This is a genomic window from Streptomyces specialis (genome assembly GCF_001493375.1).
Lineage (GTDB): Bacteria > Actinomycetota > Actinomycetes > Streptomycetales > Streptomycetaceae > Streptomyces > Streptomyces specialis.
The window spans coordinates 631,034-657,503 of sequence record NZ_LN929897.1; the positions used below are offsets into that span (position 1 = coordinate 631,034).

The 26,470-nt window shown below is 73.1% G+C and carries 22 protein-coding genes and 1 tRNA gene; 19 read left to right on the top strand and 4 right to left on the bottom strand.

Annotated elements, in window-relative coordinates:
* The first annotated feature begins 10 nt into the window (after positions 1-10).
* From rpmA to BN2279_RS25530, 5 genes are all read left to right on the top strand, one after another.
* Positions 11-268, top strand: a complete 258-nt coding sequence (gene rpmA, locus BN2279_RS25510) for a 50S ribosomal protein L27 (RefSeq protein WP_059013383.1) — start codon at positions 11-13, stop codon at positions 266-268.
* A gap of 112 nt (positions 269-380) precedes the next feature.
* Entirely contained in the window at positions 381-1,823 is a 1,443-nt protein-coding gene (obgE, locus tag BN2279_RS25515) for a GTPase ObgE (RefSeq protein ID WP_059013384.1), read from the top strand.
* Positions 1,824-1,994: 171 nt separating this feature from the next.
* On the top strand, positions 1,995-3,500 hold the full coding sequence (locus BN2279_RS25520; RefSeq protein ID WP_059013665.1) for a bifunctional cytidylyltransferase/SDR family oxidoreductase: 1,506 nt from the start codon (positions 1,995-1,997) through the stop codon (positions 3,498-3,500).
* Positions 3,497-5,560 (top strand): hypothetical protein, encoded by a 2,064-nt coding sequence (locus BN2279_RS25525; protein WP_059013385.1) that lies wholly within the window; start codon positions 3,497-3,499, stop codon positions 5,558-5,560. Before BN2279_RS25520 ends, BN2279_RS25525 begins: the two co-directional genes overlap by 4 nt.
* An 85-nt stretch (positions 5,561-5,645) precedes the next feature.
* Positions 5,646-8,363, top strand: a complete 2,718-nt coding sequence (locus BN2279_RS25530; RefSeq protein WP_079032548.1) for a CDP-glycerol glycerophosphotransferase family protein — start codon at positions 5,646-5,648, stop codon at positions 8,361-8,363.
* A gap of 34 nt (positions 8,364-8,397) precedes the next feature.
* On the opposite strand, the gene BN2279_RS25535 is transcribed toward BN2279_RS25530, so the two are convergent.
* Complete coding sequence (locus BN2279_RS25535; protein ID WP_059013387.1) at positions 8,398-9,495, bottom strand: acyltransferase family protein; 1,098 nt, start codon at positions 9,493-9,495, stop codon at positions 8,398-8,400.
* A gap of 75 nt (positions 9,496-9,570) precedes the next feature.
* Between BN2279_RS25535 and BN2279_RS25540 the strand changes: the two genes are divergently transcribed.
* Positions 9,571-10,200: an alpha/beta hydrolase family protein gene (locus BN2279_RS25540; protein ID WP_059013388.1), complete on the top strand. Its 630-nt coding sequence runs from the start codon at positions 9,571-9,573 to the stop codon at positions 10,198-10,200.
* Here the strand turns inward: BN2279_RS25540 and BN2279_RS25545 are convergent.
* Positions 10,177-12,387 carry a flagellar biosynthesis protein FlhF gene (locus BN2279_RS25545; RefSeq protein ID WP_059013389.1) on the bottom strand — a complete coding sequence of 737 codons (2,211 nt, stop codon included), beginning with the start codon at positions 12,385-12,387 and terminating at the stop codon, positions 10,177-10,179. The two genes, BN2279_RS25540 and BN2279_RS25545, sit on opposite strands and share 24 nt — an antisense overlap.
* A gap of 631 nt (positions 12,388-13,018) precedes the next feature.
* Between BN2279_RS25545 and proB the strand changes: the two genes are divergently transcribed.
* The 10 genes from proB to BN2279_RS25590 all read left to right on the top strand — a co-directional run bounded on the left by proB (position 13,019) and on the right by BN2279_RS25590 (position 21,763).
* Positions 13,019-14,188, top strand: coding sequence for a glutamate 5-kinase (gene proB / locus BN2279_RS25550; RefSeq protein ID WP_079032549.1), 1,170 nt, complete (start codon positions 13,019-13,021; stop codon positions 14,186-14,188).
* A gap of 193 nt (positions 14,189-14,381) precedes the next feature.
* Positions 14,382-14,789: a hypothetical protein gene (locus BN2279_RS25555; RefSeq protein ID WP_059013391.1), complete on the top strand. Its 408-nt coding sequence runs from the start codon at positions 14,382-14,384 to the stop codon at positions 14,787-14,789.
* Between the two features lie 30 nt (positions 14,790-14,819).
* Positions 14,820-16,133 carry a glutamate-5-semialdehyde dehydrogenase gene (locus BN2279_RS25560; RefSeq protein ID WP_059013392.1) on the top strand — a complete coding sequence of 438 codons (1,314 nt, stop codon included), beginning with the start codon at positions 14,820-14,822 and terminating at the stop codon, positions 16,131-16,133.
* 68 nt (positions 16,134-16,201) lie between these two features.
* Positions 16,202-16,900, top strand: a complete 699-nt coding sequence (locus BN2279_RS25565; RefSeq protein ID WP_159037335.1) for an SCO2584 family spore wall biosynthesis protein — start codon at positions 16,202-16,204, stop codon at positions 16,898-16,900.
* Positions 16,901-16,954: 54 nt separating this feature from the next.
* Positions 16,955-18,019, top strand: a complete 1,065-nt coding sequence (locus BN2279_RS25570) for an SCO2583 family membrane protein (RefSeq protein WP_059013394.1) — start codon at positions 16,955-16,957, stop codon at positions 18,017-18,019.
* 97 nt (positions 18,020-18,116) lie between these two features.
* Positions 18,117-18,278, top strand: coding sequence for a hypothetical protein (locus BN2279_RS30055; RefSeq protein WP_199827797.1), 162 nt, complete (start codon positions 18,117-18,119; stop codon positions 18,276-18,278).
* 10 nt (positions 18,279-18,288) lie between these two features.
* Entirely contained in the window at positions 18,289-18,912 is a 624-nt protein-coding gene (gene nadD / locus BN2279_RS25575) for a nicotinate-nucleotide adenylyltransferase (RefSeq protein ID WP_059013395.1), read from the top strand.
* 20 nt (positions 18,913-18,932) lie between these two features.
* Positions 18,933-20,615 (top strand): LCP family protein, encoded by a 1,683-nt coding sequence (locus tag BN2279_RS25580; protein WP_059013396.1) that lies wholly within the window; start codon positions 18,933-18,935, stop codon positions 20,613-20,615.
* A gap of 75 nt (positions 20,616-20,690) precedes the next feature.
* Entirely contained in the window at positions 20,691-21,119 is a 429-nt protein-coding gene (rsfS, locus tag BN2279_RS25585; protein ID WP_059013397.1) for a ribosome silencing factor, read from the top strand.
* Positions 21,116-21,763, top strand: coding sequence for a histidine phosphatase family protein (locus BN2279_RS25590; protein ID WP_059013398.1), 648 nt, complete (start codon positions 21,116-21,118; stop codon positions 21,761-21,763). Before rsfS ends, BN2279_RS25590 begins: the two co-directional genes overlap by 4 nt.
* Here BN2279_RS25590 and BN2279_RS25595 read toward each other — a convergent pair.
* Positions 21,744-22,646, bottom strand: coding sequence for a helix-turn-helix transcriptional regulator (locus BN2279_RS25595; protein ID WP_059013399.1), 903 nt, complete (start codon positions 22,644-22,646; stop codon positions 21,744-21,746). The two genes, BN2279_RS25590 and BN2279_RS25595, sit on opposite strands and share 20 nt — an antisense overlap.
* Positions 22,647-22,756: 110 nt before the next feature.
* On the opposite strand from BN2279_RS25595, the gene BN2279_RS25600 reads away from it, so the two are divergent.
* From BN2279_RS25600 to BN2279_RS25610, 3 genes are all read left to right on the top strand, one after another.
* Positions 22,757-24,208: an MFS transporter gene (locus BN2279_RS25600; protein WP_079032495.1), complete on the top strand. Its 1,452-nt coding sequence runs from the start codon at positions 22,757-22,759 to the stop codon at positions 24,206-24,208.
* Positions 24,209-24,392: 184 nt separating this feature from the next.
* The gene (locus tag BN2279_RS25605; RefSeq protein ID WP_049575784.1) at positions 24,393-24,626 is read left to right on the top strand and encodes a hypothetical protein; all 234 of its coding nucleotides are present in this window, start codon (positions 24,393-24,395) and stop codon (positions 24,624-24,626) included.
* A 115-nt stretch (positions 24,627-24,741) separates the two neighbouring features.
* A tRNA-Ala gene (locus tag BN2279_RS25610) sits at positions 24,742-24,814 on the top strand.
* A 79-nt stretch (positions 24,815-24,893) separates the two neighbouring features.
* Here the strand turns inward: BN2279_RS25610 and BN2279_RS25615 are convergent.
* A complete protein-coding gene (locus BN2279_RS25615; RefSeq protein ID WP_079032496.1) occupies positions 24,894-26,336 on the bottom strand; it encodes an FG-GAP and VCBS repeat-containing protein in 1,443 nt (480 codons plus the stop codon).
* Between the last annotated feature and the right edge of the window lie 134 nt (positions 26,337-26,470).

The following is a 26,470-nucleotide window of genomic DNA, read 5'->3' on the forward strand; positions in this document are numbered from 1 at the left end:
CTGAGCGAAGATGGCACACAAGAAGGGCGCGTCGTCCACCCGGAACGGCCGCGACTCCAACCCGCAGTACCTCGGCGTGAAGCGCTTCGGCGGTCAGCTCGTGAACGCCGGTGAGATCCTGGTCCGCCAGCGCGGCACGCACTTCCACCCGGGCAAGGGCGTGGGCCGCGGCAGCGACGACACGCTGTTCGCGCTCCAGGCCGGCCACGTGGAGTTCGGCCGGTACCGCGACCGCAAGGTCGTCAACATCGTGCCCGTCGCCCAGTAACCGGGCGCCGACGGCACCACCGTTTTCCGAGGGCGGACCGCCTTCCCATGCCGGGAAGCTGGTCCGCCCTTGCCGTGTTCACACCCCAGGCAAGCACTATGGAGGCACTGTCATGACCACCTTCGTCGACCGCGTCGAGCTGCACATCGTCGCGGGTAACGGGGGCCACGGCTGTGCCTCCGTCCACCGCGAGAAGTTCAAGCCGCTCGGCGGCCCGGACGGCGGTGACGGCGGGCGCGGCGGGAACGTGGTGCTCGTCGTGGACCCGGACGTGACCACGCTGCTGGAGTACCACCACCGGCCGCACCGCAAGGCCACCAACGGCAAGCCGGGCGCCGGCGGCAACCGGACCGGCGCCGAGGGGCACGATCTGGTGCTGCCGGTGCCGGACGGCACGGTGGTGCTGGACGCGAAGGGCGAGGTGCTGGCCGACCTGGTCGGCGTGGGCACCACGTTCGTCGCCGGGCAGGGCGGCCGGGGCGGGCTGGGGAACGCCGCGCTGGCCTCGCCTCGGCGGAAGGCGCCCGGGTTCGCGCTGCTCGGGGAGCCGGGCGAGGAACGGGACATCGTCCTGGAGCTGAAGACGGTCGCGGACGTCGCGCTGGTGGGCTACCCCAGCGCGGGGAAGTCCTCGCTGATCTCGGTGCTGTCGGCGGCCAAGCCGAAGATCGCGGACTATCCGTTCACCACGCTGGTGCCCAACCTGGGCGTGGTCACGGCCGGGACGACCGTCTACACCATCGCCGACGTGCCCGGCCTCATCCCGGGCGCCAGCCAGGGCAAGGGCCTGGGCCTGGAGTTCCTGCGGCATGTGGAACGCTGCTCGGTGCTCGTGCACGTGCTGGACTGCGCGACGCTGGAATCCGACCGCGATCCGCTCACCGACCTCGATGTGATCGAGGCGGAACTCGCCCAGTACGGCGGCCTGGACAATCGCCCGCGGCTGATCGTGCTGAACAAGACGGATATCCCGGAGGGGCAGGATCTCGCCGAAATCGTGCGCCCCGATCTCGAGGCGCGCGGGCTGCGCGTATTCGAGGTTTCCGCCGTGTCCCGAAAGGGCCTGAAAGATCTTTCCTACGCGCTCGCCGCGCTCGTCGCCGAGGCGCGGGCGGCGAAGCCGAGGGAAACGGCGACGCGTGTCGTGATCCGCCCGAAGGCGGTGGACGACGCCGGGTTCACGGTGACCGTGGAGGAGGAAGGGCTCTTCCGGGTCAGGGGCGACAAGCCGGAGCGCTGGGTCCGGCAGACCGACTTCACCAACGACGAGGCCGTGGGCTACCTCGCCGACCGGCTCAACCGGCTCGGTGTGGAGGAGGAGTTGATCAAGGCCGGTGCCCGGGAGGGCGACGGGGTGGCGATCGGGAGCGACGAGAACTCCGTGGTCTTCGACTTCGAGCCGGCGGTCACCGGCGGCGCCGAGATGCTGGGCCGGCGTGGCGAGGACCACCGCATGACCACCCTGCGACCGGCGGCCGGCCGGCGGCGGGACCGGGAGGCGCAGCGCCGCGACACCGCGCAGCGGGAATTCGAGGAATTCAGTCCTTTCGACTGAAATGCCGGAAGTACGGGCCCTGCGGTGAAGGCCGCAGGGTAACTTCTCGCTGTCACAAAGGGGTAACGTTCGACAACGGTTCATCGTGCTTAGGGGTCAAGCTTCCACAAGGGTTAACCTTCTCCTCGCGAAGGCGACACCTCTTGATACCCGGCAGGAGCTTCCTTGACCATCCAGCCCCATGGACCGTCCCCCCACACCACCGCCGTCGTCCTGGCCGGTGGCACGGGCCAGCGTGTGGGTCTCTCCATACCGAAGCAACTGATCAAGATCGCGGGCAAGGCCGTCATCGAGCACACCCTGGCCGTCTTCGAAGAGGCCGAGGAGATCGACGACGTCCTGGTCATGATGGCTCCGGGCTACGCGCACGAGGTCGAGAAGATCGTCGCCAGGAGCGGCCTCACCAAGGTCACCCGCGTCGTGGAGGGCGGCGCGACCCGCAACGAGACGACCGAGCGCGCCATCGCGGTGCTCGGCGAGGGCCTCGGCGAGGACGAGGAGCGGTACGTCCTGTTCCACGACGCCGTCCGCCCGCTGCTCTCCCGGCGGGTGATCGCCGACTGCGTCGCCGCTCTCGACCGGTACCGGGCCGTGGATGTCGCCATCCCCTCCGCCGACACGATCATCGTCACGCGCACCCACGGCGAGGACGGCGAGTTCATCACCGACGTCCCCGACCGTTCGCGGCTGCGACGCGGCCAGACCCCGCAGGCGTTCCGGCTGTCCACCATCCGCCGCGCCTACGAGATCGCCGCCGGGGACCCGAACTTCCAGGCCACCGACGACTGCTCGGTGGTCCTGAAGTACCTGCCGGACGTGCCGATCCACGTCGTGCCGGGTGACGAGTTCAACATGAAGGTCACCCAGCCCGTCGACGTGTACATCGCCGACAAGCTCTTCCAGCTCGCCTCCACCGCCGCCCCCGCCCAGTCCCAGGAGGACGCCTACCGGGAGCGGCTGGCGGGCAAGACCCTCGTCGTCTTCGGCGGCTCGTACGGCATAGGCAAGGACGTCGCGGACCTCGCCGCGCGGTACGGCGCGGCCGTGTACGCGCTGGGCCGCTCCACCACCGGCACCCACGTCGAGAACCCCGCCGACATCGCCGAGGCCCTCGCCAAGGCGTACGCGGACACCGGCCGCGTCGACTTCGTGGTGAACACCGCCGGGGTGCTGCGCATAGGCAAGCTGGCCGAGACCGAGGACGCGGTCATCGAGGAGGCGCTGAAGGTCAACTACCTCGCGCCCGTCCGCATAGCCAGGGCCGCCCACAAGTACCTCGCCGAGACGGGCGGCCAGCTCCTGCTCTACACCTCCAGCAGCTACACCCGGGGCCGCGCCGAGTACAGCCTGTACTCCTCCACCAAGGCGGCCATGGTGAACCTCACCCAGGCCCTGGCCGACGAGTGGGCCGGTGACGCGATCCGGGTGAACTGCGTCAACCCCGAGCGCACCGCGACCCCGATGCGCTCCCGCGCCTTCGGCGAGGAGCCCGCCGGGACGCTGCTGTCGTCCGAGGCCGTCGCCCGCACCTCGCTGGACGTGCTGCTGTCCCCGATGACCGGGCACGTCATCGATGTCCGCCGGCAGGACCCGACCGCGGACGCCACCCAGGCCGGCTCCTTCGAACGTGCCCTGGCCGCCGCCCTCGACGCCGACACGGCAGGTGGGGTGGCATGACCCGGGCGACGCTGCACCGGCTGGCCGGTGTGTCCAGCGGCGCCGAGCTGGCCGCCGCGCTGCTGATGTCGGCCTCCTACCCGCTGATGCTCCTGGCCGCGCTGCTGCCGTCGGCCGGCGCGTTCGCCGCCGGCGCCGCGCTGTCGTACGCCGGCGACCACTTCCTGCACCGCAGGGGCAGCCACCTGCTGGTCCGGCTCGGCAAGGCCAGGGTCGGGCTCACGCTCCGGTTCGTGCTCCGGCAGCTTCTGCTCCTGCTGCTGATGGCCCGCGCGGACTGGGCGGGGGAGACGGTGTTCCACGCGGCGGTGCTGGGCGTGCTGGCGTTCTACGCCCTCCAGGCGCCGCACTCCGCGCTGGTCACGGTGGTGCGCAGGAAGCGCAGGCTGCCGATCGCCACCCGCAACATCGACCTGTCGACGCTGCCGGTGCCCGACGGCGCGCCGCGCGCGCTGACGCACCGGGCCGTGGAGAAGGTCCTGCACACCGAGGTGCCGATGCTGGCCGGGCTGGTCGCGGTCGTCCTCACGGACACCCCCGCCTGGGGCTACGCCGGGACGGCGGTGACGCTCGCGCTCGTGGCGCTGTACGTGCTGGCGCTGCTGCCCTACCTCTCCGCCCGCCGCCTGCCGCCCCCGCCGGAGAAGACGCTGGAGTGGTTCGACGGCTGGCTGCGGGAGCACCGGCCGACCGTCGCGCTGTACTTCTCCGGTTCCAAGGACGCCGTCTACCAGGTCAACATGTGGCTGGACACCATGGCCCGGCTGGACGCCAGACCGCTGGTCATCCTGCGCGAGCGCGCCGTCCACAGCCGGCTGGCCACCACCACCGTGCCCGTGGTGTGCGTGCCCAGCGCGGTGGACCTGATGAACATGGACCTGTCGACGCTGCGGGTCGGGCTCTACCCGGCGAACGTCGGCAAGAACCTGCACCTGCTGCGCGTCCCGACCATGAAGCACGTCTTCATCGGCCACGGCGACAGCGACAAGATCGCCAGCATCAACCCGTACGCCAAGGCGTACGACGAGGTGTGGACCGCGGGCCGGGCCGGGCGTGACCGGTTCGCGCTGGCCGACGTCGGGGTGCGCGACGAGGACGTCGTCGAGGTCGGCCGCCCGCAACTCGCGCCGATCCGGTCGGCGCGGGGCGTGCCCCCGGGGCGTATCCCGACCGTCCTGTACGCGCCCACCTGGGAGGGCTGGACCGACGACCCGGGCAACACGTCGCTGCTGCTGGCCGGCGAGAACATCGTCCGCCGCCTCCTCGCCTCCGAACGGCCCGTGCGGGTGCTGTACAAGCCGCACCCGTTCACCGGCACACGCGACCGCGAGGCCGGCGCCGTCCACCAGCGGATCACGGCGATGATCGAACGGGCCGCCGCCGAACGGGCCGCCGACCCGCGCTGGGCCGCCGCGGCGGAACAGACCGCCGCCGACCGGGCGCGCGCGGCGGCGACGCTGCGGGCCGCCGAGGAGTCCGGCGGCCTGTCCGGCGCCGAGGCGGCCGTCGCCTGGGACGACGCCTCCGTCTCCCGGGACGCGGTGACGCCGCCGGAGACCGCCGCGGCCGAGGAACGCCGGCTGCGGGAGTGGAACGAGGCGTTCTGGCGGTCGCGGGGCTGGTGGGAGCACCGGGTCATCACCGGTCCCCATCCGGAGCTGTTCGACTGCTTCAACGAGGCGGACGCCCTGGTCTCCGACATATCCAGCGTCGTGTCGGACTTCATCGCCAGCGGCAAGCCGTACGCCGTCACCGACTCGGCCGGGCTCGGCGCCGACGAGTTCCGCCGCCAGAACACCGCCGTGCGCGCCGCGGTGATCCTGGCCAACGACGCCGCCCGGCTGGACGACCTGCTCGACGCCGTGCACGCGCCGCCCGGCACCGACCCGCTGGCGGCCGACCGCGTCGCGCTCAAGCACTACCTGCTCGGACCCGACGAGCCGACCTCGCTGGAGCGGTTCAACGCGGCGATCGCCGCCCTGTCGGCGCGGGCCGAGGCACGCAACCAGGCGCAGGGCGCGACGGGCGCCGCCGTGGTGACGACGACTCCGACCACCTGACAGCACCGGCAGCGGGAAGAGAAGAGAAGGCACGTCTGTGGTGGCCAAGCCAGAAGACATGATCCCCGAGGACCTCCGGCGCGGCATGCGCTTCCTGCCGGAGGCGTCCGAAGAAGAACGCCGCGACTTCCTCGGCCGGGCCGCGGACTTCCTGGCGTCGCCCGGCGCGGTCAAGCCCGACAAGCTGCCGCCGCTGGCGCGCGTCAAGTGGCACCTGGCGCGTGAGGGGCGGCTGGAGGACCTGCTGACGGTCCTGCGGTTCGAGCGGGAGAACCCGTCGGCGTTCCCGGTACGCGGGCGGCTGCGCCCGTACCTCGCGATCCCCGGCGTGAGCGCCCGCGCGCTGCCGTCGTCCGTCGTCCGTCTGTGCCCGCGCGAGATGCCGGCGCGGGCCAGGGCCACGGAGGTGCTGTGGCGGGACGGCAAGCTGATCGTGCGCGGTTACGCGTACGTCCAGAACATCCCCGGCGCCGCCGCCGGCCCGATGCCGAGGCTGGCGTGGCTGCGCCGGCCGGGCGGCGGGCGGGTGCCCGTGCGGTTCCGCGCCGAGGAGGCGTCGCGGGCCACGCGGGACTCCAAGCAGGCGCTGCACAACTACGACGACGCCGGGTTCGAGATCGTCATCGACCCCGAGCGGCTGAGGACCCGGGGCCACTGGAAGGCCGGCACCTGGGGCCTGACGCTGGCGCTGCCCCGGCCCGGCGGCTACGTCCCCGGCAAGGTGACGCGCGGCGACATCGGGTCGGCCGGCCACTCCCAGGCCCACGACCTCGGCGGCGGCGCGCGGCTGGTGGCCGGGTTCGCGGACGACAAGTTCCAGGTCACCGTCGACCTCCCCGAGGCGGAGGTGGCCGACCAGGCGTTCACCGGGGACGTGCTCCGGCTCGGCCTGCGGTCACCGGCCGGCGGCAAGGAGCCGACGGGGCTGCGTGTCGTCCGCAAGGGCGAGAAGACCGGGACGGTGTACGCGGTGCGCCGCGACGAGGCGGCCGGTGACGGCACGTGGGCCCGCTGGACGGTGGACGTGCCGCAGGCCGACCTGTCCGTGGCCGGCTCCGAGCGGGACAAGACCCTCGACTTCATCGCCACCATCGAGTTCACGGACGGCTCCTCGCGGCGGGCCACCGTGATCGACGGCTTCGCGCCCGGCCGCCACCCGCGCCCCCACGGCCGGGAGATCGCCGTCACCACCGACGGGCCCGGCCTGCTGAAGCTCCACGACCGGGCCCGGCAGGCCGTCGTGGACACGCTGCGGTGGACCGGCAAGGGCGAGCTGCTGATCGAGGGCTCCTACACCGGGCCCGGCGACCGGATGCGTTTCGTGCTGCGGCACGGCGAGCGGTTCGAGGAGCATCTGCTGCCGCTGACGTGGAACGACGGGCGGTTCAGCGTCACCGTCGCGCCGCACCGGATGACGACGTACGACGCGGTGCTGTCGCTGCGCGCCGGCCGCTGGTACTTCTCGCTGCGCGACCGCGACGCCTGGGGCAACGCGGCGGACGTGCCGGTGAAGCTGCGGGCCGACCTGATCGGGACGCTGCCGCTGCGCAAACGCGTCGCCGGCCGCACGTACACCGTCAACCGCCGCTTCTTCGACCGGATCTTCCTCGGCTCGGGCCCGGTGCTGTCGGGCGAGGAGCGCGGCGCGTACCGGCAGCGGGAGCTGCGGCAGGTCCACTTCCCGCGCTTCCAGCGGGAGCCGCTGCGCGACGCGGTCTTCTACAACAGCTTCGGCGGCAAGCAGTTCTCCGACTCGCCACGCGCCATCCACGAGGAGCTGGTCCGGCGCGGCGTCGAGGTGGAGCACCTGTGGTCGGTAGCGGACGCGCAGGTCAGCCTCCCGCCGGGCGTCCGGCCGCTGGAGTGGCACAGCCGCGAGTGGTACGAGGCGCTGGCGCGCAGCCGGTACGTCGTGACCAACGTCGGCCTCGGCGAGTGGTACGAGCGCCGCGACGGCCAGTGCGTGGTGCAGACCTGGCACGGCACGCCGCTGAAGAAGATCGGCGCGGACCTGCTGGGCACGCCCAAGGCGAACCCGGCCTACATCGACAGCCTGCCGCACCGCTTCCGGCAGTTCGATTTCGTGGTGTCGCCCAACGCCTTCACGACGCCGATCATGCGGAACGCGTTCCGCTGCGAGGGCGAGATCCTGGAGTCCGGCTACCCGCGCAACGACATCTTCCACCGGGAGGACCGGGACAAGACCGCCCAGCGGGTGCGGGCGACGCTGGGTATCCCGGAGGGGCGCAAGGTCGTGCTGTACGCGCCGACCTGGCGGGACGACCAGCGGCACACCGCGTCCAAGTTCAAGCTCGACCTCCAGGTGGACCTGACGGCGGCGCGGGAGGCGCTGAGCGAGGACCACGTCTTCCTGTTCCGCAAGCACCCGAAGATCCTGGACGCCGTCCCTGGCGCCGGGCAGGGCTTCGTGTACGACGTGTCCGCGTATCCGGACATCGCGGAGCTGTACCTCATCGCGGACGTGCTGATCACGGACTACTCGTCCGTGCTGTTCGACTACGCGCACTCCGGGCGCCCGATGCTCTTCTTCACCTACGACCTGGAGCACTACCGGGACACGCTGCGGGGCTTCTACTTCGACTTCACCGAGAAGGCCCCGGGGCCGCTGATCAAGACGTCGGCGGAGCTGATCGACGCGATCCGGGACATCGACCGGGTCCGGACGGAGTACGCCGGCAAGTACGCCGCGTTCGTGCGGGACTTCTGCGAGCCGTCGGACGGCCTGGCCACGGCCAGGGTCGTGGACCGGATGCTGGAGATCGTCCCGCCGCCCGGCGCGTAGCCCCGGCGCCCGAGCCCCCTTCCGGCCGGGGCGCTCAGGTGCCGGTGGCCGGGGGGCGGCGGAACAGCCAGGTCAGCTCCGGCTCGACCACGGGCCGGAACACCCGCCGCACCACCGGCGCGCACAGCAGGGTGATGCCGACCGCCGCGACCGCGCTCGTGATGAGGAACGCGGCCGGCTGCTCGTGCATCACGTCCGGGTCGTACCAGCCCCACGCGCGCGAGCCGCGGACGAGGAAGCCGTGCAGCAGGTAGCCGTACAGGGTGCCCGCGCCCAGCGCCGTGCACCACAGGCGCCGGCCGGGCACCACGGCGAAGAAGCAGGCCGTCAGCAGCAGCGCGCAGCCGAAGAGGCCCACCGTCATCGCGACACCGGTCCACCACGGCTCGCCCAGCTCCTGGGCACTGCTCTTGCGGAAGAGCCACGCGTGGTCCATGCGCGGGACCGCCCAGTACGCCACGAGCACCGCCGAGGCGAAGACGGGGACGGCCGCCAGCCGCACCGCGCGGCGGCGCACGGCCCGGAAATGCCCGGCCTCCAGCGTCAGGCCCAGGACGAAGAACGGCAGGAACTGCAGGACGCGCTGGAGCTGGAGGTCGCCGCCGAGGGACGGCGAGACGGAGCCGACCACGGCGACGGCCAGGGCGACCGGCACGGGCCACCGCAGCGCCTTCCACAGCGGCACGGTGAGCCGCCAGATGAACAGCGCCATCAGGAACCACAGCAGCCAGCGCGGCTCCAGCAGCGGGATGTACGTGTCCCCGTCGTCCTCCAGCCGGTCCAGGAACAGCGTGTAGGCGACCTGGAACAGCAGGTACGGCACGACGATGCCGGTGACCAGCCGCCGGACCCGGTCGGCGCGGCCGTCGAAGCCGCGCGAGAAGTACCCGGCGATGACGATGAACGCGGGCATGTGGAACGCGTACACGGCCATGTAGAGCGCCATGACGCTCCGCGAGCCCTCGCGCAGCGGCTCCCAGGCGTGGCCCAGGGCGACGAGCACGATGGCGGCGTACTTGGCGTTGTCGAAGAACGGGTCGCGTTCCCCGGAGGCGTGGGCCCCCGGCGCGGTCGCGCTCTGGCGGGGCAGGGCGACGGCCGGGGACTCCGCGAGCTGCCTGGAGTCGGTCACCCCGGCACCTTAACGGGAGATGGCGCCCGGGTGACGTCCTCGGGACGGCGGGGGTCCGGGGGCAGACTGGGGCGCATGATCCGCACTGTGCAGACTCCCGTGGGGGACGCCCGTATCACCTGGCACGCCGCGGCCCGGGCCCGCGCGGTGCTGGCCCTGGGCCACGGCGCCGGCGGCGGCGTCGAGGCGCCCGACCTGCGGACCCTGGCCGCCGCGCTGCCGGCGCGGGGCGTGACCGTCGCCCTCGTCGAGCAGCCGTGGCGCGTGGCGGGCAGGAAGCTGGCGCCCGCGCCGCGCACCCTGGACGCGGCGTGGACCGCGCTCTGGCCCGAGCTGGAGAAGGCGGGACCGCCGGTGGTGGCCGGCGGGCGCAGCGCGGGCGCCCGGGTCGCCTGCCGTACGGCGGGGGAGACCGGTGCCCGCGCGGTGCTGGCGCTGTCGTTCCCGCTGCATCCCCCCGGCAGGCCGGAGAAGTCGCGGGCGGACGAACTGCTGGGGGCCGGGGTGCCGGTGCTGGTGGTGCAGGGCGGGCGGGACCCGTTCGGGCGGCCCGCCGAGTTCCCGTCCGGCACGGAACTGCTGGAGGTGCCGGACGCCGACCACGGCTTCGCCGTCCCGAAGGCGGCGGGCGTCTCGCGGGACGAGGCGCTCGCCGCCGTCGTGGGGCCGGTCGGGGACTGGCTACTGCGGCACGCCCCGGCCTGACGGCCCGGTCACGGGCAGCTCCGGCGGCGCGGCGGCCGTGTCGACGCGGGCCTGGCGTTCCCGGCGCGCGTCGGCGGCGGCGCACAGGGCGCGGACCGCGTCCTGGAACCGGACGATCGAGGGCGGGTCCGCGGGCCCGAGCAGGTACTCCTTCAGCGCGGCGCGTTCCGCCGCGAGCGAGTCGCGGGCCGGGTCGAGGACCGCGTCGAGCAGCTCGCGGATCCCCGTGGCGTCGGGGGGCAGCACGGTGGCGGCCCGTACCGTCGGGTTGGCGGCGCGGAACTCGTCCTCGGACAGGCCGCTGGTGTTGACCACGGCGTACGGCTTGGCGCTGGCCAGGAAGTCCGCGACGACGCTGGAGACGTCGGAGATCAGCACGGCGGCCTGGTTGAAGCAGGAGTACAGGTCGGGCCGCGTCCCGGTGAGCACCAGATGGGCGCGGGGCGGCTGGGCGGCCCAGAACGCCTCGCGCCACGCCTCGGTGGCCGCCGCCACCGCCTCGGCCCGGCCCAGTTCGGGTGCCGTCTGCCGCGTCATGCGTTCCACCTCGTCGGCCCCCGGGCGGAAGGCGCGGGCGGTCAGCGCGTCCAGCTCCTCGGTGCGGCGCGCCAGCTCGGCCAGGAGCCGGGCCTGTTCGGCGGGGCTCCGGCCGTCGGCCGGCACGGTGACGCCGAGCGCCCCCGGCCCGGGGACGGCGGTGTCCGCTTCTCTCACCTCTCGCGCCTCCCGCACCTCGCCCGCGGCGGGCGCGGCGAGCGCGCCGCGCTCGGCGGCGCCCCTGGCCGGCAGCCGCCGGACCGGGCCGCGGGGCGCGGCGGCGGCGTTGGCCTCCTCGACCAGCGCGCGGATGCGGGCGTCGGCCTCGCCCGCCTTCGGGTTGACCGAGCCGGTCATCGGGTGCGGTTTGTACAGCAGCCGGACCCGGGGGTCGGCCAGCAGGGCACGGACGATGTTCTCCCCGGCCAGCAGCACGGAGGTGTTGCCCGGGTCGTTGGTCCAGCCCTCCCACGTCGGCGCGTACAGCACGGTGACCGGTCCGGCCGGGTCCGGCGGGCCGTCGGCGGGCCGGATCGGGGTGAGCTGCGGGCGGCCGCCCCCCACCACGTCACGGTCGTCGACGCCGACGTCCGCGAGGGCGTACCGCCGCCGGGCGGCCGGGCCGGCGACCCAGACCTCGTCGTAGACCTTGGCGTACGGGTTGCAGCTCGACAGCTTGTCGCTCTCCCCGTGGTTGGTGAAGGCGTGCTTGATGGTGGGGATGCGCAGCACCTGGGACGTCTTGGGCGCGTTGGCCGGGTGCAGCAGCATCTTCAGCGAGGAGTGCTCCAGCAGCATCAGGTGCGCGACCTTCGGCAGGCACGCGATCGGCACGTCGGTCGCGGCGATCTGCTGCACCATGCCGCGTTCGCGCAGCACGACCAGCGGGCGGGCGTCGAGCGCGGCGAGGGTGCTCAGCCACATGTTCGCCTGGTAGGCGGTGCCGGAGCCGCCGGAGAAGTACAGGCCGACGTCGGGGCGGTAGTCGGCGAGCCAGCGTGCGAACCACTCCAGCGTCCGTTCGTCGTCCGGCGGGCGCTTGCCCGGCAGGAGCCATGTCGCCAGGTACGCCGTGCCGCCCGCGAACAGGGCGAAGGAGACCGCGACGCCGAGCAGGCCCCAGGCGGTGCGGTCGGTGAGGGCCGTCGCCAGCATCCCGGTGGTGGCGGGCACGGCGAACAACGGCATCCGGCGGCCGGGGCGCATCAGCGGCCGGGGCGGGGCGGGGGTCAGGCGCAGACCGGAGGTGTCGATGTTGCGGGTCACGATCGGCAGCGTCCGCGAGCGGCGGACCAGCACGCCCAGCGCGCGGCAGAGGAAGTGCGCGGCGTAGCAGGCGGGGAGACCGCCGACGAGGGCCAGGCGGGCGCCGGTGGCGAGCCCGGAGAGGTGGGCGAGGCCCACGACGATCAGCAGGTCCCGCAGCAGTTGTCTGACGGCCTCGTCGCAGTGCAGTTTCGCGAGCAGGGCGAGGATGCCGGGCTGCCAGCGGCGCAACGACAGGTCCAGCCCGACGCCGGCCGCGGTGGCGGCGCACAGCAGCGGGGCGTTCGGCAGGAACGCGCCGAGGAACTGGAGGACGAAGGCGCACAGCAGGGAGGCGAGCGCGATCCATTGCGCGCCACGACGTGGCGACGGTCCCGCAGGCACAGTGAGGCTCCGGAAAGGGGGGAAGTGGGGGAATGTGAACGATGAGGAAGGAGAGAGGGATGTGTCACCCGATGTGCGGATATGTGCTGGCCCGGTCCCGAGCGTAGGCCGGGCGCCCCCGCCCGGCAATCGCCGTGGGACGGGGGTGAGAGGGGTGACGAGGTGCGCTTATATGAGCGAGCGGCTTATCGGCGCGGTGGCATAGATTACGGACGGCAGTCCGGTTCGCCCGGGAACGAACGCCCGCCCCCGCGCTATCTCGACGCCGGCGCGGCGATCGCGCGGGCGGAGAAGCGAACAAGGAGACTCGGTGAGCGGCGCGCGTGTGGCTGCCGGGGTGGAGGGTTCGGCGATGGGCGCGCGGTCGCCGCGCGGGCGGAGAAGCGAACGGCAAGGAGACTCGGTGAGCGGCGCGCGTGTGGCTGCCGGGGTGGAGGGTTCGGCGATGGGCGCGCGGTCGCCGCGCGGGCGGAGAAGCGAACGGCAAGGAGACTCGGTGAGCGGCGCACGCGCGGCTGCCGGGGTGGAGGGTTCGGCGATGGGCGCGCGGTCGCCGCGCGGGCGGAGAAGCGAACGGCAAGGAGACTCGGTGAGCGGCGCACGCGCGGCTGCCGGGGTGGAGGGTTCGGCGATGGACGCGCAGTCGCCGCGCGGGCGGAGAAGCGAACAAGGAGACACAGTGGCAGGGGTACGGGAGGACGTCTCCGGGGCCCGCAGGATCGTCGTCAAGATCGGGTCATCCTCGCTGACCACCGCGGCCGGCGGGCTGGACGCCGACCGGGTGGACGCACTCGTCGATGTGCTGGTGAAACAGGACGGGAGGCAGATCGTACTGGTTTCCTCCGGTGCGATCGCCGCGGGCCTCGCCCCGCTGGGGCTGCCGAGGCGTCCGGCGGACCTCGCGCGGCAGCAGGCCGCCGCCAGCGTCGGTCAGGGGCTGCTGCTGGCCCGGTACACCGCCTCGTTCGCCCGGTACGGCCGCCGCGTCGGCCAGGTGCTGCTCACCTCGGACGACACCCGCCGCCGCGCGCACTACCGCAACGCGTTCCGCACGCTGGACCAGCTTCTGGCGATGGGCGTGATGCCCATCGTCAACGAGAACGACACCGTGGCCACCGACGAGATCCGCTTCGGCGACAACGACCGGCTCGCCGCGCTCGTCGCGCACCTGGTCCGCGCCGACCTGCTGGTGCTGCTCTCCGACGTGGACGGCCTGTACGACGGGGACCCGTCGCGGCCCGGCACCCGGCTGATCAGCGAGGTCGGGGGGCCGGAGGACCTGGCGGGCATCGAGCTGGGGCGGCCCGGCCGGGCCGGGGTCGGCACCGGCGGGATGGTCACCAAGGTCGAGGCCGCCTCGATCGCCACCGGCGCCGGCATCCCCGTGGTGCTGACCTCCGCGAGCCGGGCCGCCGACGCGCTGTCGGGTTCGGCCGCCGCCGGCACGTACTTCCGCGCCACCGGCCGCCGCTCGGCCGGCCGGCTGCTGTGGCTGGCCCACGCCTCGGCGCCGCGCGGCTCGGTCACGCTCGACGCGGGGGCCGTGCGGGCCATCACCGAGGGCGGCGGCTCGCTCCTCCCCGCCGGGATCACCGCCGTCGAGGGCGACTTCGCGGCCGGTGAGCCCATCGAGCTGCGCGACGAGTCGGGCCGAGCCGTGGCGCGCGGACTCGTCAACTTCGACGCCAGGGAAATCCCCCGGCTGATCGGCCGCTCCACGCACGAGCTGGCCCGCGAGCTGGGCCCGGCATACGAAAGAGAAGTCGTACATCGCGATGACCTCGTGCTGTTGCGGGCATAGTCCCAAGGGCGAACCCCGGCGAAGGGGGCGGCCGGGTCCGGTGCCAGAGCTGTGAAAGACCAGTCTTTCCACGGAAGGTTCCGGGAATCGGCCGCGCCGTCGCGCGCGAACTGGTCAACTTTCGGGTGAGGACGCGTCGCCCGCACCGCGTCCCGCACCCGCACCACATCAGCACCATGTCAGGAGGCCGCCGGTGAGACGACTGGCCAGCGTCGGACCTTCCGGGGGAGCGCAGCCGCGCGAGGAGCCCACCCGCGAGACGCCCCGGCTGTGGCACATCACGCTCAGCGTGGCCGGCGCCGCCGCGCCGCTGCCAGACGTCAGACGCGCTCTGGAGAAGCTCGCCAACGACCACCCGTTCCTCCTGACCAGCCGCTACACCCACGACCACGCCGAGATCAGGTACTGGGAGGAGGCCCGGGACCTGCACGACGCGGCGGCCGTCGCGCTGCGGCTGTGGGGCGAGCACCGGCGCACCGCGCAGTTGCCGCCGTGGGAGATCGTCGGCCTGGAGGTCATCGGCCGCGAGACGTACCACCAGCGGATCGCCGAGGGGTACGGCCCGCCGCCCGCCGTCCCGGTGGGCGTGCACCCGTTCTGAGGCCGCGCGCGGGCGGTTAGGCTCTGATGCATGAGCAGTCCCGCGCACTCCGCCGCCGCCACCGGCACCTCCGGTACCTCGTCCGATTCCCCCGTCATCGCCACCGCCCGCCGGGCCAGGGAAGCCGCCGCCGCGCTGGCACCGCTGCCGCGCTCGGCGCGGGACGCGGCGCTGGCGGCCATCGCGGGCGCCCTGGAGGCGCGTGCCGACGAGGGGATCGCGGCGAACGCGGAGGACATCGCCAGGGCCCGCGCGGCCGGCACCTCCGAGTCGATCGTGGACCGGCTGACGCTCCCCCCGCCGCGTGTCGCCGCCATCGCCGCCGACGTGCGCGATGTGGTGGCGCTGCCCGACCCGGTCGGCGAGGTGGTGCGCGGCTCCACCCTGCCGAACGGTCTGGAGCTGCGGCAGATCCGGGTCCCGCTCGGCGTCGTCGGCATCATCTACGAGGCCCGGCCGAACGTGACGGTGGACGCCGCCGCGCTCTGCCTGAAGTCGGGCAACGCCGTGCTGCTGCGCGGCTCCTCCTCGGCGTACGCGTCCAACACGGCGCTGGTGGCCGTGCTCAGGGACGCCGTGGAGAAGGCCGGACTGCCCGCCGACGCCGTGCAGTTGGTGCCGGGCGAGGGCCGTGACGCGGTGCACGAGTTGATGCGTGCCCGGGGCCTGGTCGACGTGCTGATCCCGCGCGGCGGCGCTTCGCTGATCCAGACCGTGGTCAACGAGTCGACCGTGCCCGTCATCGAGACCGGCGTCGGCAACTGCCACGTGTACGTGGACGAGTCGGCCGATCTGGACATGGCGGTGGACATCCTCGTCAACTCCAAGGCGCAGCGCCCCAGCGTGTGCAACGCGGCCGAGACCGTCCTCGTCCACGCCGGGATCGCCGACCGCTTCCTGCCGCGCGCCCTCGCCGCGCTGTCCGCCGCCGGGGTCACCGTGCACGGCGACGACGCGTGGCGCGAGGCGGGCCGGGCGGCGGACACCGAGGTGCTCCCGGCGACGGACGAGGACTGGGCGACGGAGTACCTGAGTTACGACATCGCCGCCGCCGTGGTGCCGGACCTCGACGCCGCCGCGGCGCACATCCGCCGCTGGACGTCGGGCCACACGGAGGCGATCGTCACCAAGGACACGGGCGCCGCCCGCCGTTTCGTGTCGCTGATGGACTCCACGGCCGTGATGGTCAACGCCTCCACCCGCTTCACGGACGGCGGCCAGTTCGGCTTCGGCGCCGAAATCGGCATCTCCACGCAGAAGCTGCACTCCCGCGGCCCGATGGGGCTGCCGGAACTCACCTCCACCACCTACGTGGTCACCGGGGACGGTCACATCCGGGACTGATGTCCGGTCCGGCAGCGATATCCGGATGGCCCTCCCCCCGGGGACGCATTGCGCCTACGCTGGGAAGCGTGCCGGACGACCTGGGGGGCCAGCCGTTCCCGAGCGGTGAAGGGCCCGACAGCCATGATCTCGGGGCAGCCGAGGAGGTGTTCGCCTCCGTGGTGCTCGACGAGGCGTTCGTCGAGGCGGCCAGGATCCACGAGCCGACCGCGGCCGAGCGGATCCTCTACGCGGCGATGGAGCGTGCCGAGTCCGAGGCCGCGGGGGAGGTGGGGTTCTACCGGGACCCCGACCTCGATCCCGGTGGATCGGACGGGCTCGGCGGCTTCGACGGCGACGACGACGCGGACGACGAGGGCCGGTTCGACCGCTCCGACTACACCCGCTATCTGCCGGACGAGGACGACGAGGACGGATCGGCGTTCGGTTCGTATCCCCCGCTCGGCGGCTATGCCGGCGGCGACGGGGGACGCGGCTCCGGCGGCCACGAGGCGCGGCCCCCGGTGGGGGCCTGGCGGCCGTCCCCCCGGCCCCACGGCGGCGCGGGCGGAGGGCCCAACCGCTGGCAGCGGCCGGTGGCTTGTGTGCTGGCCATGGTGATGGGCATCAGCGTCCTCGCGTTCGCGCTGATAGCCATCCAGCGCGCCGGAGCGGCCCAGCCCCGGGTTCCCGCGCCCCCGCCCGCGCCGGCCAGTGAGGCGGAGGGCGAGGGCGGCGGACGGACCACGGACGACGCCGAGTCGGCCGAAGACGGCTCCCAGCCGTAAATTCCCTGCCCGGGAGGGCTGTTTACGCCTGCGTCCGCGACCTACGCTTGAAGGGTGGCCGGGCGGACCGACCCTCCGGACGGAGCTCCGGGAGGCACCCCGGGAGCCGGGGACGAGGAGTATCAATCGACCGTCTTCGACGAGTCGTTCGTCAGAGCTGCGCGTTTGCAGGAGTTCTCCGCGCAGGAGCGGCTGGAGGACCACACGACGGCCGTCCGCAGGCGGCTGCCCGAGTCCGTGCCGGGGTTCGGCCGGGTGTTGCCCAAGCAGGCCCTCGCGCTGGGCCTGGTCGTGCTGTTGGCGTTCGCCGCCGCGATCTACCTGGGCGCCGGCGGCCCGTACGAGGTGGACCACGGCATCCGCGCCGATCCGCCGGCCGGCAGTCTGGTGGCGCTGGTGCCCGAGGGCGAGGTGCCGGGCTCGGCCGACACGTCGGAGCTGTACGCGGGCAGTCCCGCCGAGGGGTACGGCGCCGGGGCCGGAGGTGTGGCGCTGCCCGACCCGAGCGGGACGGCCGACTTCTCCCGCGAGCAGGTGCTCACCGCGCTGACCCTCGCCAAGGAGTACGTCGTGGCCAGCGCCCTCACCCCCAACGTGCTCGCCGGAGCCACCACCATCCCGGTGCGCGAGCTGCTGGGCGCCGAGCAGCAGCGGCAGTTCGACAGCGCCGTGGGCGGGCGCGACCCGGTCTCGGACGCCACCGACTGGCTCATCCGCTTCGACCCCGACGAGGCGCTCGTCGCCGATCCGCAGGTGCGGGTGACGGGCGACTTCACGTTCACGCAGATCTCGGAGGACATCCTCCAGGTCGACGGCCACCACGTCTTCGTCTACGCGCTGCGCCCGCCCGGCGCCCTGGACACCGAGGCCGCGCTGTTCACCGTGCGGCGGCTGGTGCGTTTCCAGTTCGGCAAGGAGGAGTTGCGGGACCGCACGGTGGTGCTGCGGGAGACCGAGACCGTCGCCGGGCCGATGGACTGCGGCACCGACGTCTCCGTGACGCTCAGCCCGCTGCTCGCCGGGGACAGCCCCGCCGCGCCGCCGCCCGGCGCCTTCGACCCGTACGCGATGGACGGGGAACCGGACGCGCCGTGCGGCGCGTTCCCCGAGGACGGCTGACGTCCGGCTTCGGTGGGGGCGGGAGGCCGCCCGGGACCGGTCCGCATACGATGACAGGCACCGAGTCCATGCCGTCCCGTTCCCGGATAGGTTCGCGATGACCCACCTCACCGCTTCTCCCGCCGCCTCGGCCCTGCGCACCCTCGCCGAGGAGGGCGGTCACGAGAGCACCCTCAACGCCTACGCCATCGGCGGTGGCGCCTTCGCCGCCCTTCTTCTTCTGCTCTGGATCACGACGCGGCTCAACCGCGACCGCTAAGGTCGGCGCCATGCGAGAGAAGATAGGCCCCGCCAAGCGGCGGCTGGGCGTGATGGGCGGGACGTTCGACCCGATCCACCACGGTCACCTGGTCGCCGCGAGCGAGGTGGCCGCGCGTTTCCACCTCGACGAGGTCGTCTTCGTGCCGACGGGGCAGCCGTGGCAGAAGGGACACCGGTCGGTGTCCCCGCCCGAGGACCGCTATCTGATGACGGTCATCGCCACGGCGTCGAATCCGCAGTTCTCCGTGAGCCGGATCGACATCGACCGCGGCGGCAAGACGTACACGATCGACACGCTGCGGGATCTGCGGGCCGAGCACGAGGACGCGGACCTGTTCTTCATCACCGGCGCCGACGCGCTGGCCCAGATCCTCGGCTGGCGCGACGCCGCCGAGCTGTTCTCGCTCTCGCACTTCATCGGGGTGACCCGGCCCGGTCATGTCCTCGCCGATCCCGGCCTGCCGCAGGGCGGCGTGTCGCTGATCGAGGTGCCCGCCCTGGCGATCTCGTCCACGGACTGCCGCGAACGGGTCGCCCGCGGCGATCCCGTCTGGTATCTCGTGCCCGACGGGGTCGTGCGCTACATCAACAAGCGTGCGCTGTACCGGGACCTCACCGAACCCACACGCTGAGCGGGCTGAAGGGCGGCACCGTGAACGACCGACAGGATCCGTACGGGCACATCTACGGGTACGACGAGTACGGACGCCCGCTGTACGCCCCGGTTCCTCCGCAGCCGCATGCCCGGCGGGACGAGCAGGACCAGCACCCCGACCAGCAGGACCAGCAGGACCAGTACCCGGCTGGGGACCAGTACCCGGAGCAGGGACAGGGCGGGCCGGACGCGTACCAGGACTACGGATACGGCGGCGGCGCGTATGCCCCGGGCTCCCCGGAGACGTACCCGGGGCAGCAGTACGGCCACGCCTACGGAACGGCCCCGCAGCCCCCCGCCACGGATGTCCGGCCCGGGTACGGCTACGACCACGACACCGCCGCGCCGCCCGCCGGCGGTCCGGAGGCGGAACCCGCGTCGGTGCCGCCGCAGAGACAGCCGCCGGACGACGGCTACCAGACCGAGCAGTTCGCGTTCGTGGACGACCAGGACGAGGAGTCCACGGACGTCATCGACTGGCTGAAGTTCACCGAGAGCCGCACCGAGCGCCGCGAGGAGGCCAAGCGGCGGGGGCGCAACCGGCGCCGGCTGCTCGTCGTGGCGCTGGTCCTGGCGCTGCTCGGCTGCACCGGCTACCTGTGGGCCACCGACCGGCTGCCGTTCACCGGGTCGGACGACGGCGACGGGGCCTCGGCCGGGGCGCAGGAGCGCGACGTGATCGTCGTCCCCCTCGTCCCGACCGACTCCGAGGAGTCCTCCACCGTCCTGCTGGTCGCCAACGACACCACCTCGGCCGGCACCACGCTGCTGCTGCCCAACGAGCTGGCCGTGACCCCCGACAACGGGCCCACCACGCTCGGCCAGGCCGTCGCCGACGAGGCCGCGGGCTCGGTCCGGGAGGCGCTCGGCGGCCTGCTGGGCGCCGACATCACGGGCACCTGGCGGCTGGACACCCCGTACCTGGAGAATCTGGTCCTCATGGTCGGCGGCATCACCCTCACCACGGACACCGAGATCACCGCCGAGGAAGCCGGCGAGGACGGGGAAGGCGGCGGGGAGGGCCCGCTGGTGCCGCTCGGCGAGAACGTCCAGCTCGACGGCCGGGCCGCCGTCGCCTACGCCACCCACCGCGCCGACGACGAGCCGCAGGACGCGCAGCTCGCCCGGTTCGGCCAGGTCATGCGGGCCGTGCTGGAGAAGATGCCGGACAGCGAGAGCGCCGCCGTCCGGATCGTGGAGAACCTGTTCATGACCGCCGACCCCTCGCTCACCGAGCAGGAACTCGGCGCCACCCTCGCCCGGCTCGCCGGGTACGCGCGCGCCGGTGACTACGCCACCGAGCCGCTCCCCGTCGAGGAGGGCGGCACGATCGGCGACGAGACCGCCGAGGGGCTGCTGGCGGACGTGCTCGGCGGCACCGCCGACGACGCCGCCCCGGGCGCCGCGCCGCGCGTCGGCATCAGGGACGCGGGCGCCGGCGAGGCCGCGGCCGAGACCGCCAGGGTCACCCTGCTCAACGGCGGCTTCTCGGTGATCGACAGCCGCGCGGTGGACGACGTGAGCGCGGAGACGTCGGTGAGCTACGCGGACGAGACGTTCCGGGAGGCCGCGATCGACGTGGCCAGGACGCTGGGCCTGCCCGAGGAGGCCGTCGTCCAGGGCGAAAGCCCGGGCACCGCCGATGTGACGATCATCCTGGGACAGGATGCCGGGGCGTGAGTGTCGGCGCGGCGTGAGACCCTGGACAGCACGGACGGGACCCGCGCCCGCGACTTCGAGGAGACTGCTGCACCTGTGACCGCCACGGACCGCGCCACCGAGCTGATCGAGGTCGCCGCCCAGGCCGCCGCCGACAAGCTCGCGCACGACATCATCGCCTACGACGTCAGTGACGTCCTCGCCATCACCGACGCCTTCCTGCTGGCGTCCGCGCCCAACGACCGCCAGGTCAAGTCGATCGTGGACGGTATCGAGGAGCGGCTCTCCAAGGAGCTGGGCGTCAAGCCGGTCCGCCGGGAGGGCGAGCGGGAGGGCCGCTGGGTCCTGCTGGACTACGTGGACGTCGTGGTGCATGTGCAGCACGCCGAGGAGCGCGTGTTCTACGCGCTGGAGCGGCTGTGGAAGGACTGCCCGCTGCTGGAGCTGCCGGCGGACGCCAAGGCCACGCGGGGCCGCGCCGCCGCGCACGCCGGTGAGATCGGCGAGGGCGGTGAGCAGAGCTGAGCGGCGTGAACGGCCTGCGCCGGATCGTGCTGTGGCGGCACGGTCAGACCGCGTGGAACCTGGAGAACAGGTTCCAGGGCACCACGGACATCGAGCTGACCGACATCGGCCGGGCCCAGGCACGCCGCGCCGCCGGGCTGCTGGCGCGGCTCGACCCGTTCGCGATCATCTCCTCCGACCTGCGGCGCACCCGGGACACGGCCGCCGAGCTGGCCGCCGTGACCGGCCTGGACGTCACCCATGACGAGGCGCTGCGGGAGACGTACGCGGGCGCCTGGCAGGGGCTGACGCACGAGGAGATCATGGCCCGCTTCGGCGAGGAGTACGCGGCGTGGAAGCGCGGCGAGCCGGTGCGGCGCGGCGGCGGCGAGCTGGAGACGGAGGTCGCGGACCGCGCGGCGCCGCTCGTGGAGCGCGCGGCGGAGAAGCTGCCGCCGGGCCGGGTGCTGGTCGTCGTCAGCCACGGCGGGGCGATCCGCACCACCATCGGCCGGCTCCTCGGGCTGCCCCCGGCGAGCTGGGAGTCGCTGGGCGGGCTGTCGAACTGCTGCTGGTCGGTGCTCGGCGAGAGCGTGCGCGGCTGGCGGCTGCTGGAGCACAACGCGGGCTCGCTGCCCGAGCCGGTCATCGGCGACGACGTGTGAGCGACGGCTCCCCGTCCGCCGCCGGCCCGTCGCCGGCCAGCGTCGCGACGCGGCGGCGGCTCTCCTCGTCGCCCGGGACGTAGACCACCATCCGCGAGTCCGGCATGCCGTTGACGGACAGCGACTGCGTGCGCATCCGCACCTCGCCGATGTCCGGATGCCGGAAGGTCTTCAGGCGCGGCCCCGGCGGCACGACGTCGCCGCTGGCCCACATGGCGGCGAACTCCGGGCTCACCCGGCACAGTTCCCGGACGAACGACTCCCAGGCCGGTTCGCCGACATGGCCGCCGTACGAGGCGCGCAGGGTGGCGACCATGATCTTCAGCTCGCTCTCCCGCAGGACGATCGGGCAGGTCGCGGGATCGGTCGTGAACAGGGTCCACAGCGCGTTGCGCACCCCGCCCGGCATCCGCAGCAGCCGGGGGAAGAGCCCCCGGTACGTGGCGTTGTCGCCCAGCACGTCGTAGCGCAGGTTGTAGACCACGGCGGGCAGCGGGTCGAGGGCGTCGAGCATCGTCTGCACATCCGGGCCGATCGCGTCCACCCCGGGGGCGCCGTCCTCGCGGCCGGGGACGTAGGGCACTTCGGCCAGGTGGTACAGGTGCCGCCGCTCGGCCGCGTCCAGCCGCAGCGTGCGCGCCACCGCGTCGAGGACCTGCGCGCTCGCGTTGATCGGCCTGCCCTGCTCCAGCCACGTGTACCAGGTGACGCCGACGCCCGCGAGCTGCGCGACCTCCTCGCGGCGCAGGCCGGGCGTGCGGCGGCGCAGACCGGGCGGCATGCCGACGTCGGCGGGCGTGACGCGGGCCCGTCTGCCGCGCAGGAAGGCGGCCAGCTCCGGGCGCCGACGGTCGCCGGTGCTCCTCCGTGCCGGGATCGTCATGGTCACAGCTCCCCACCCTGCCGTCACCGGGCACCGGTTGCCAGGTGCTGCCGGTACCAGTATCGCCCGGCTCTCGTTACCGGTACCGGGCGCGGCGCACGCTGGTCCGCATGACCACGACATCGATGACCAGGCCGACCGGGCGGACCACGGGGGGCCGCCCGGCCGGGCGGCCGGGCCGGCTGCTGACGATCATCCTCACCGGCCTGTTCATGGCCATGCTCGACATCTTCATCGTCAACGTCGCCGCCCCCACCATCCGCACCGATCTGTCCGCGTCCGGCGGCGAGCTGCAACTCGTCGTCGCCGGTTACACCATCTCCTACGCGGTCCTGCTCGTCACCGGCGCCCGGCTCGGCGGCCGGTACGGCGCGGGCCGCCTGTTCCTCGGCGGGCTGGCCCTCTTCACCGTCGCGTCGCTCGCCTGCGGACTGGCCGCCGACAGCGGGCAGCTCATCGTCTTCCGCTTCCTCCAGGGCGCGGGCGCCTCGCTGATGCTGCCGCAGGTGCTGAGCCTCATCCAGCGCACCTTCGACGGACCCGCGCGGGCCAGGGCGCTGACCCTGTACGCGGCGGTGATCGCCACCGGCGCCGCCGCCGGGCAGGTCGCGGGCGGCGCGCTGATCGAGGCCGACCTGTTCGGCTGGGGCTGGCGTCCGGTCTTCCTGGTCAACGTGCCGATCGGCGCCGCGCTGTTCGTGTTCGGCCTGCGGGCCGTGCCGCTGGACCGCCCGGCGCGCACCGAACGGGCCCGCCCGCTCGACCTGCCGGGGCTGGCGCTGCTGAGCGCGGCCGTCATGCTGGTCACCGTCCCGCTGGTGCTCGGGCAGGAGCAGGACTGGCCGCTGTGGTGCTGGTCGTCGCTGGTGGCCGGCGCGGTGCTGGTGGCCGCGTTCACCGCCTACGAGACGCGGCTCGCGCGGCGCGGCGGCGCCCCGCTGATCTCGCCCCGGGTGCTGGGCAGTCCCGGCATGCCGCTGGCGGCGTTCCGGATCTTCCTGGCGATGTCGGTGAACAGCGGCGTCATGTTCGCCTTCTCGCTGCACCTCCAGGGTTCCAAGGCCGTGGAGGCGCTGGGGTACGGGCCGTTGGGCGCCGGGCTGGTCTTCCTGCCCACGGCCGTCACGTTCGGCGCGGTCTCGCTGATGTGGCGGGGGATACCGGGGCGGTGGCACGGCCTGCTGGTCCCCGGCGGGTTCGCGGTGTCGGCGCTGGCGATCCTGACGATGGGCCTGACGCTGCGCGGCGACGGCGTGGGGCCCGTGGCGCTGCTGGCGTTCGGCGTGAACGGCGCGGCGTGCGCGCTGGCCTACAGCCCGACGCTGACCCGTTCCCTGGGGTCCGTCCGCCCGGAGGACGCGCCGGACGCGAGCGGGGTGACGGCGATGATGACGCAGTTGGGCATGCTCGTCGGCGTCGCCACCTTCGGCACCCTCTATCTCCACCGGAGCGAGAGCGCGGGGTCGTCGGCGGACGGACTGTGGGCGACGACCGTCGCACTGGCCGTGACGGCTGTGGTGGGTGTGGCGGCCGGTGCGCGGAGCCGTGTGAACAGCCGCTGAGCCCTGTGTATCGATCCCGTCTCCCTTCGTGCGGAGGCGGGATCACAAGGCTTATCGGGGGGCCCCTGCCGTGGCAGAATCGTCACTACGCCGGAAGCGGGACCTTCCGGTCGTGATCGCCCGGCTCGACGGAGGGGTATGCCTCGTGTGCACGGCCCACAACCGAGGGTGGAGCTGATAGCGCATGGGTGCACACAGCAGGAAGTGCGACTGGTGCGGGGCCGGCACGCCCATCGTCCGTGACCTCCAACCGGTCAACGTGGCCTACCAGTACTGGTGTGTGGAGTGCGCGCGGGCGCTGATCATAAAGGGCGACCCGATCGAGGTGTACCGGGAGCTGGAGGGCGAGCCGATCTACGGCCGCCTGCTGGACGAGCACTGCGCGCTGAAGCGTTTCTACTCGTTCGCGAGCGTCTGACCCCACCCCCGGCCCGCCCCGGAACCGATTTGGCAAACGAGCCGGGGTGGCGTGTACAGTAGGCATCGCCGCCGAGGGGAAGCCCCGAAGGGGAAATACCGAGGCGGAGTGGCAAGGGGCTATAGCTCAGTTGGTAGAGCGCTTGCATGGCATGCAAGAGGTCAGGAGTTCAATTCTCCTTAGCTCCACAGGTCAGAGGCCGGTTCCCGATCGGGAACCGGCCTCTGTGGTGTGGGTGAGTGGCGTCCTACGGCTTCGGGCCGCCGGTCAGTCCGCGAGGACCTTTCCGAACTGGACGTCCTCCAGCGGGAGTCCGAAGTCGGTGGCGTCGAACAGGGTGCCACCGCGCACCGTGTCGGTCAGGCGCGACCACCGCACCACCGAGACCGCGCCGTGTTCGGAGGACACCGGCACGTCGCCGATGCCTTCGCCCGGTGCGCTGATGATCAGTTCCGGGGTGCGGTCGAGGTCGGTGTTGAGGAGAGCGACATCGGCGCCGAACTCGTCGCGCGTCTCGGACGCGTCGGGAACGCGGGGCGTTTCCTGGGTGATCGCCACCGTGTCCGCGCCGGTCGGTCCGCTCGGGGAACCGGGGATGAGGAGCACCTGTCCGGCCCAATCCTCGCCGATTTCCGTGTCCGGGGCACCGACGGCCAGGTCCGGGTAGCCGTCACCGGTGATGTCGCCCGCCGCGACACTCGCGGCGAAGGAGTCGTTGCGGTAGTAGACCTCGGGGATGCCGGGGGTGTCGCGGTCGATGTAGGTGGGCGCGGCTTCCGTCAGCCCCCCGGGCTGCCCGTAGTGGATGGCGACCCGTCCGTAGTAGCCCGGGTTGTCCGAGTGGGCGGTCGGCTGGCCGGTGACCAGATCGTCGTCCCCGTCGCGGTCCAGGTCCGCCACGGCCGCGGAACCGATGACGTGGTCCGTCTCGTAGAAGTCCACCGCGGTCCGGCTGGTGCCCCCGGGGCCGCCCGGGTAGGACAGCAGCCAGTTCCGGCCCGTGTCGCCCGGGACCGTCGACCCGTGCACCACGAGATCGTCGTATCCCCGACCGCCGAAGTCCCCGGCGACCAGGCCCTCGGCGTCCTGGGCGAAGTCGCCGAGGCCGTCCGTGATGATCCGGACCCCGGACGGTCCTGAGCGTGAGAAGCCGTCGTCGTACACGTACAGCGCCTCGTAGCCCAGCACCGCGAGCTGCTGGCGGCCGTCCCCGTCGAAGTCGCCGACCACGGTGTCCACGGCGAAGAACGCGGAGGCGGCCCCCGCGTCGGGGGAGGAGATGGAGGTGTGGCCGTAGTCCAGGCCCCGCGGCCCGCCCCAGTAGATCCGTACGACGCCCCAGTCGCGCTCGCCCACCGGTGCGGTGCGGGCGGTGACCACGAGGTCGCTGTATCCGTCGCCGTCCAGGTCGCCGCTGGTGACGGTCTCGCCGAAGTAGTTGGCGATGGGGTACTCCGGGTTGTCCGGGTCGGTGAGGGTGTCGGACCGGGACGGGGAGACGCCGAAGGCCGAGCCGTACATCACCGTGACGCCGGCGGCGTACGGGGTGGCCATGACCACATCGGGGTAGCGGTCGCCGTTGAAGTCCTGCTCCACCGCCGGGCGGGGAAGGAGGCCGGCCTCGGCCGCTGGGGCCGAGAATCCGGCCGCCAGCAGGGCCAGTAAGGTCGCGGGCAACGCGGCGCGACGGACAAGTGATCGTGAGCGCATGGTCGGGTCCCCTCCTGAGCTGTTGTGCGTCCCCGGCAGGCTAGGGACGGCCCGGACGCGACGGGAGTAGCAGGCGCGAACGTTGTCATCTTTGCCGTATCCCCGGCCGGAAGCCCGGCCCGAGGTGAGCGTGG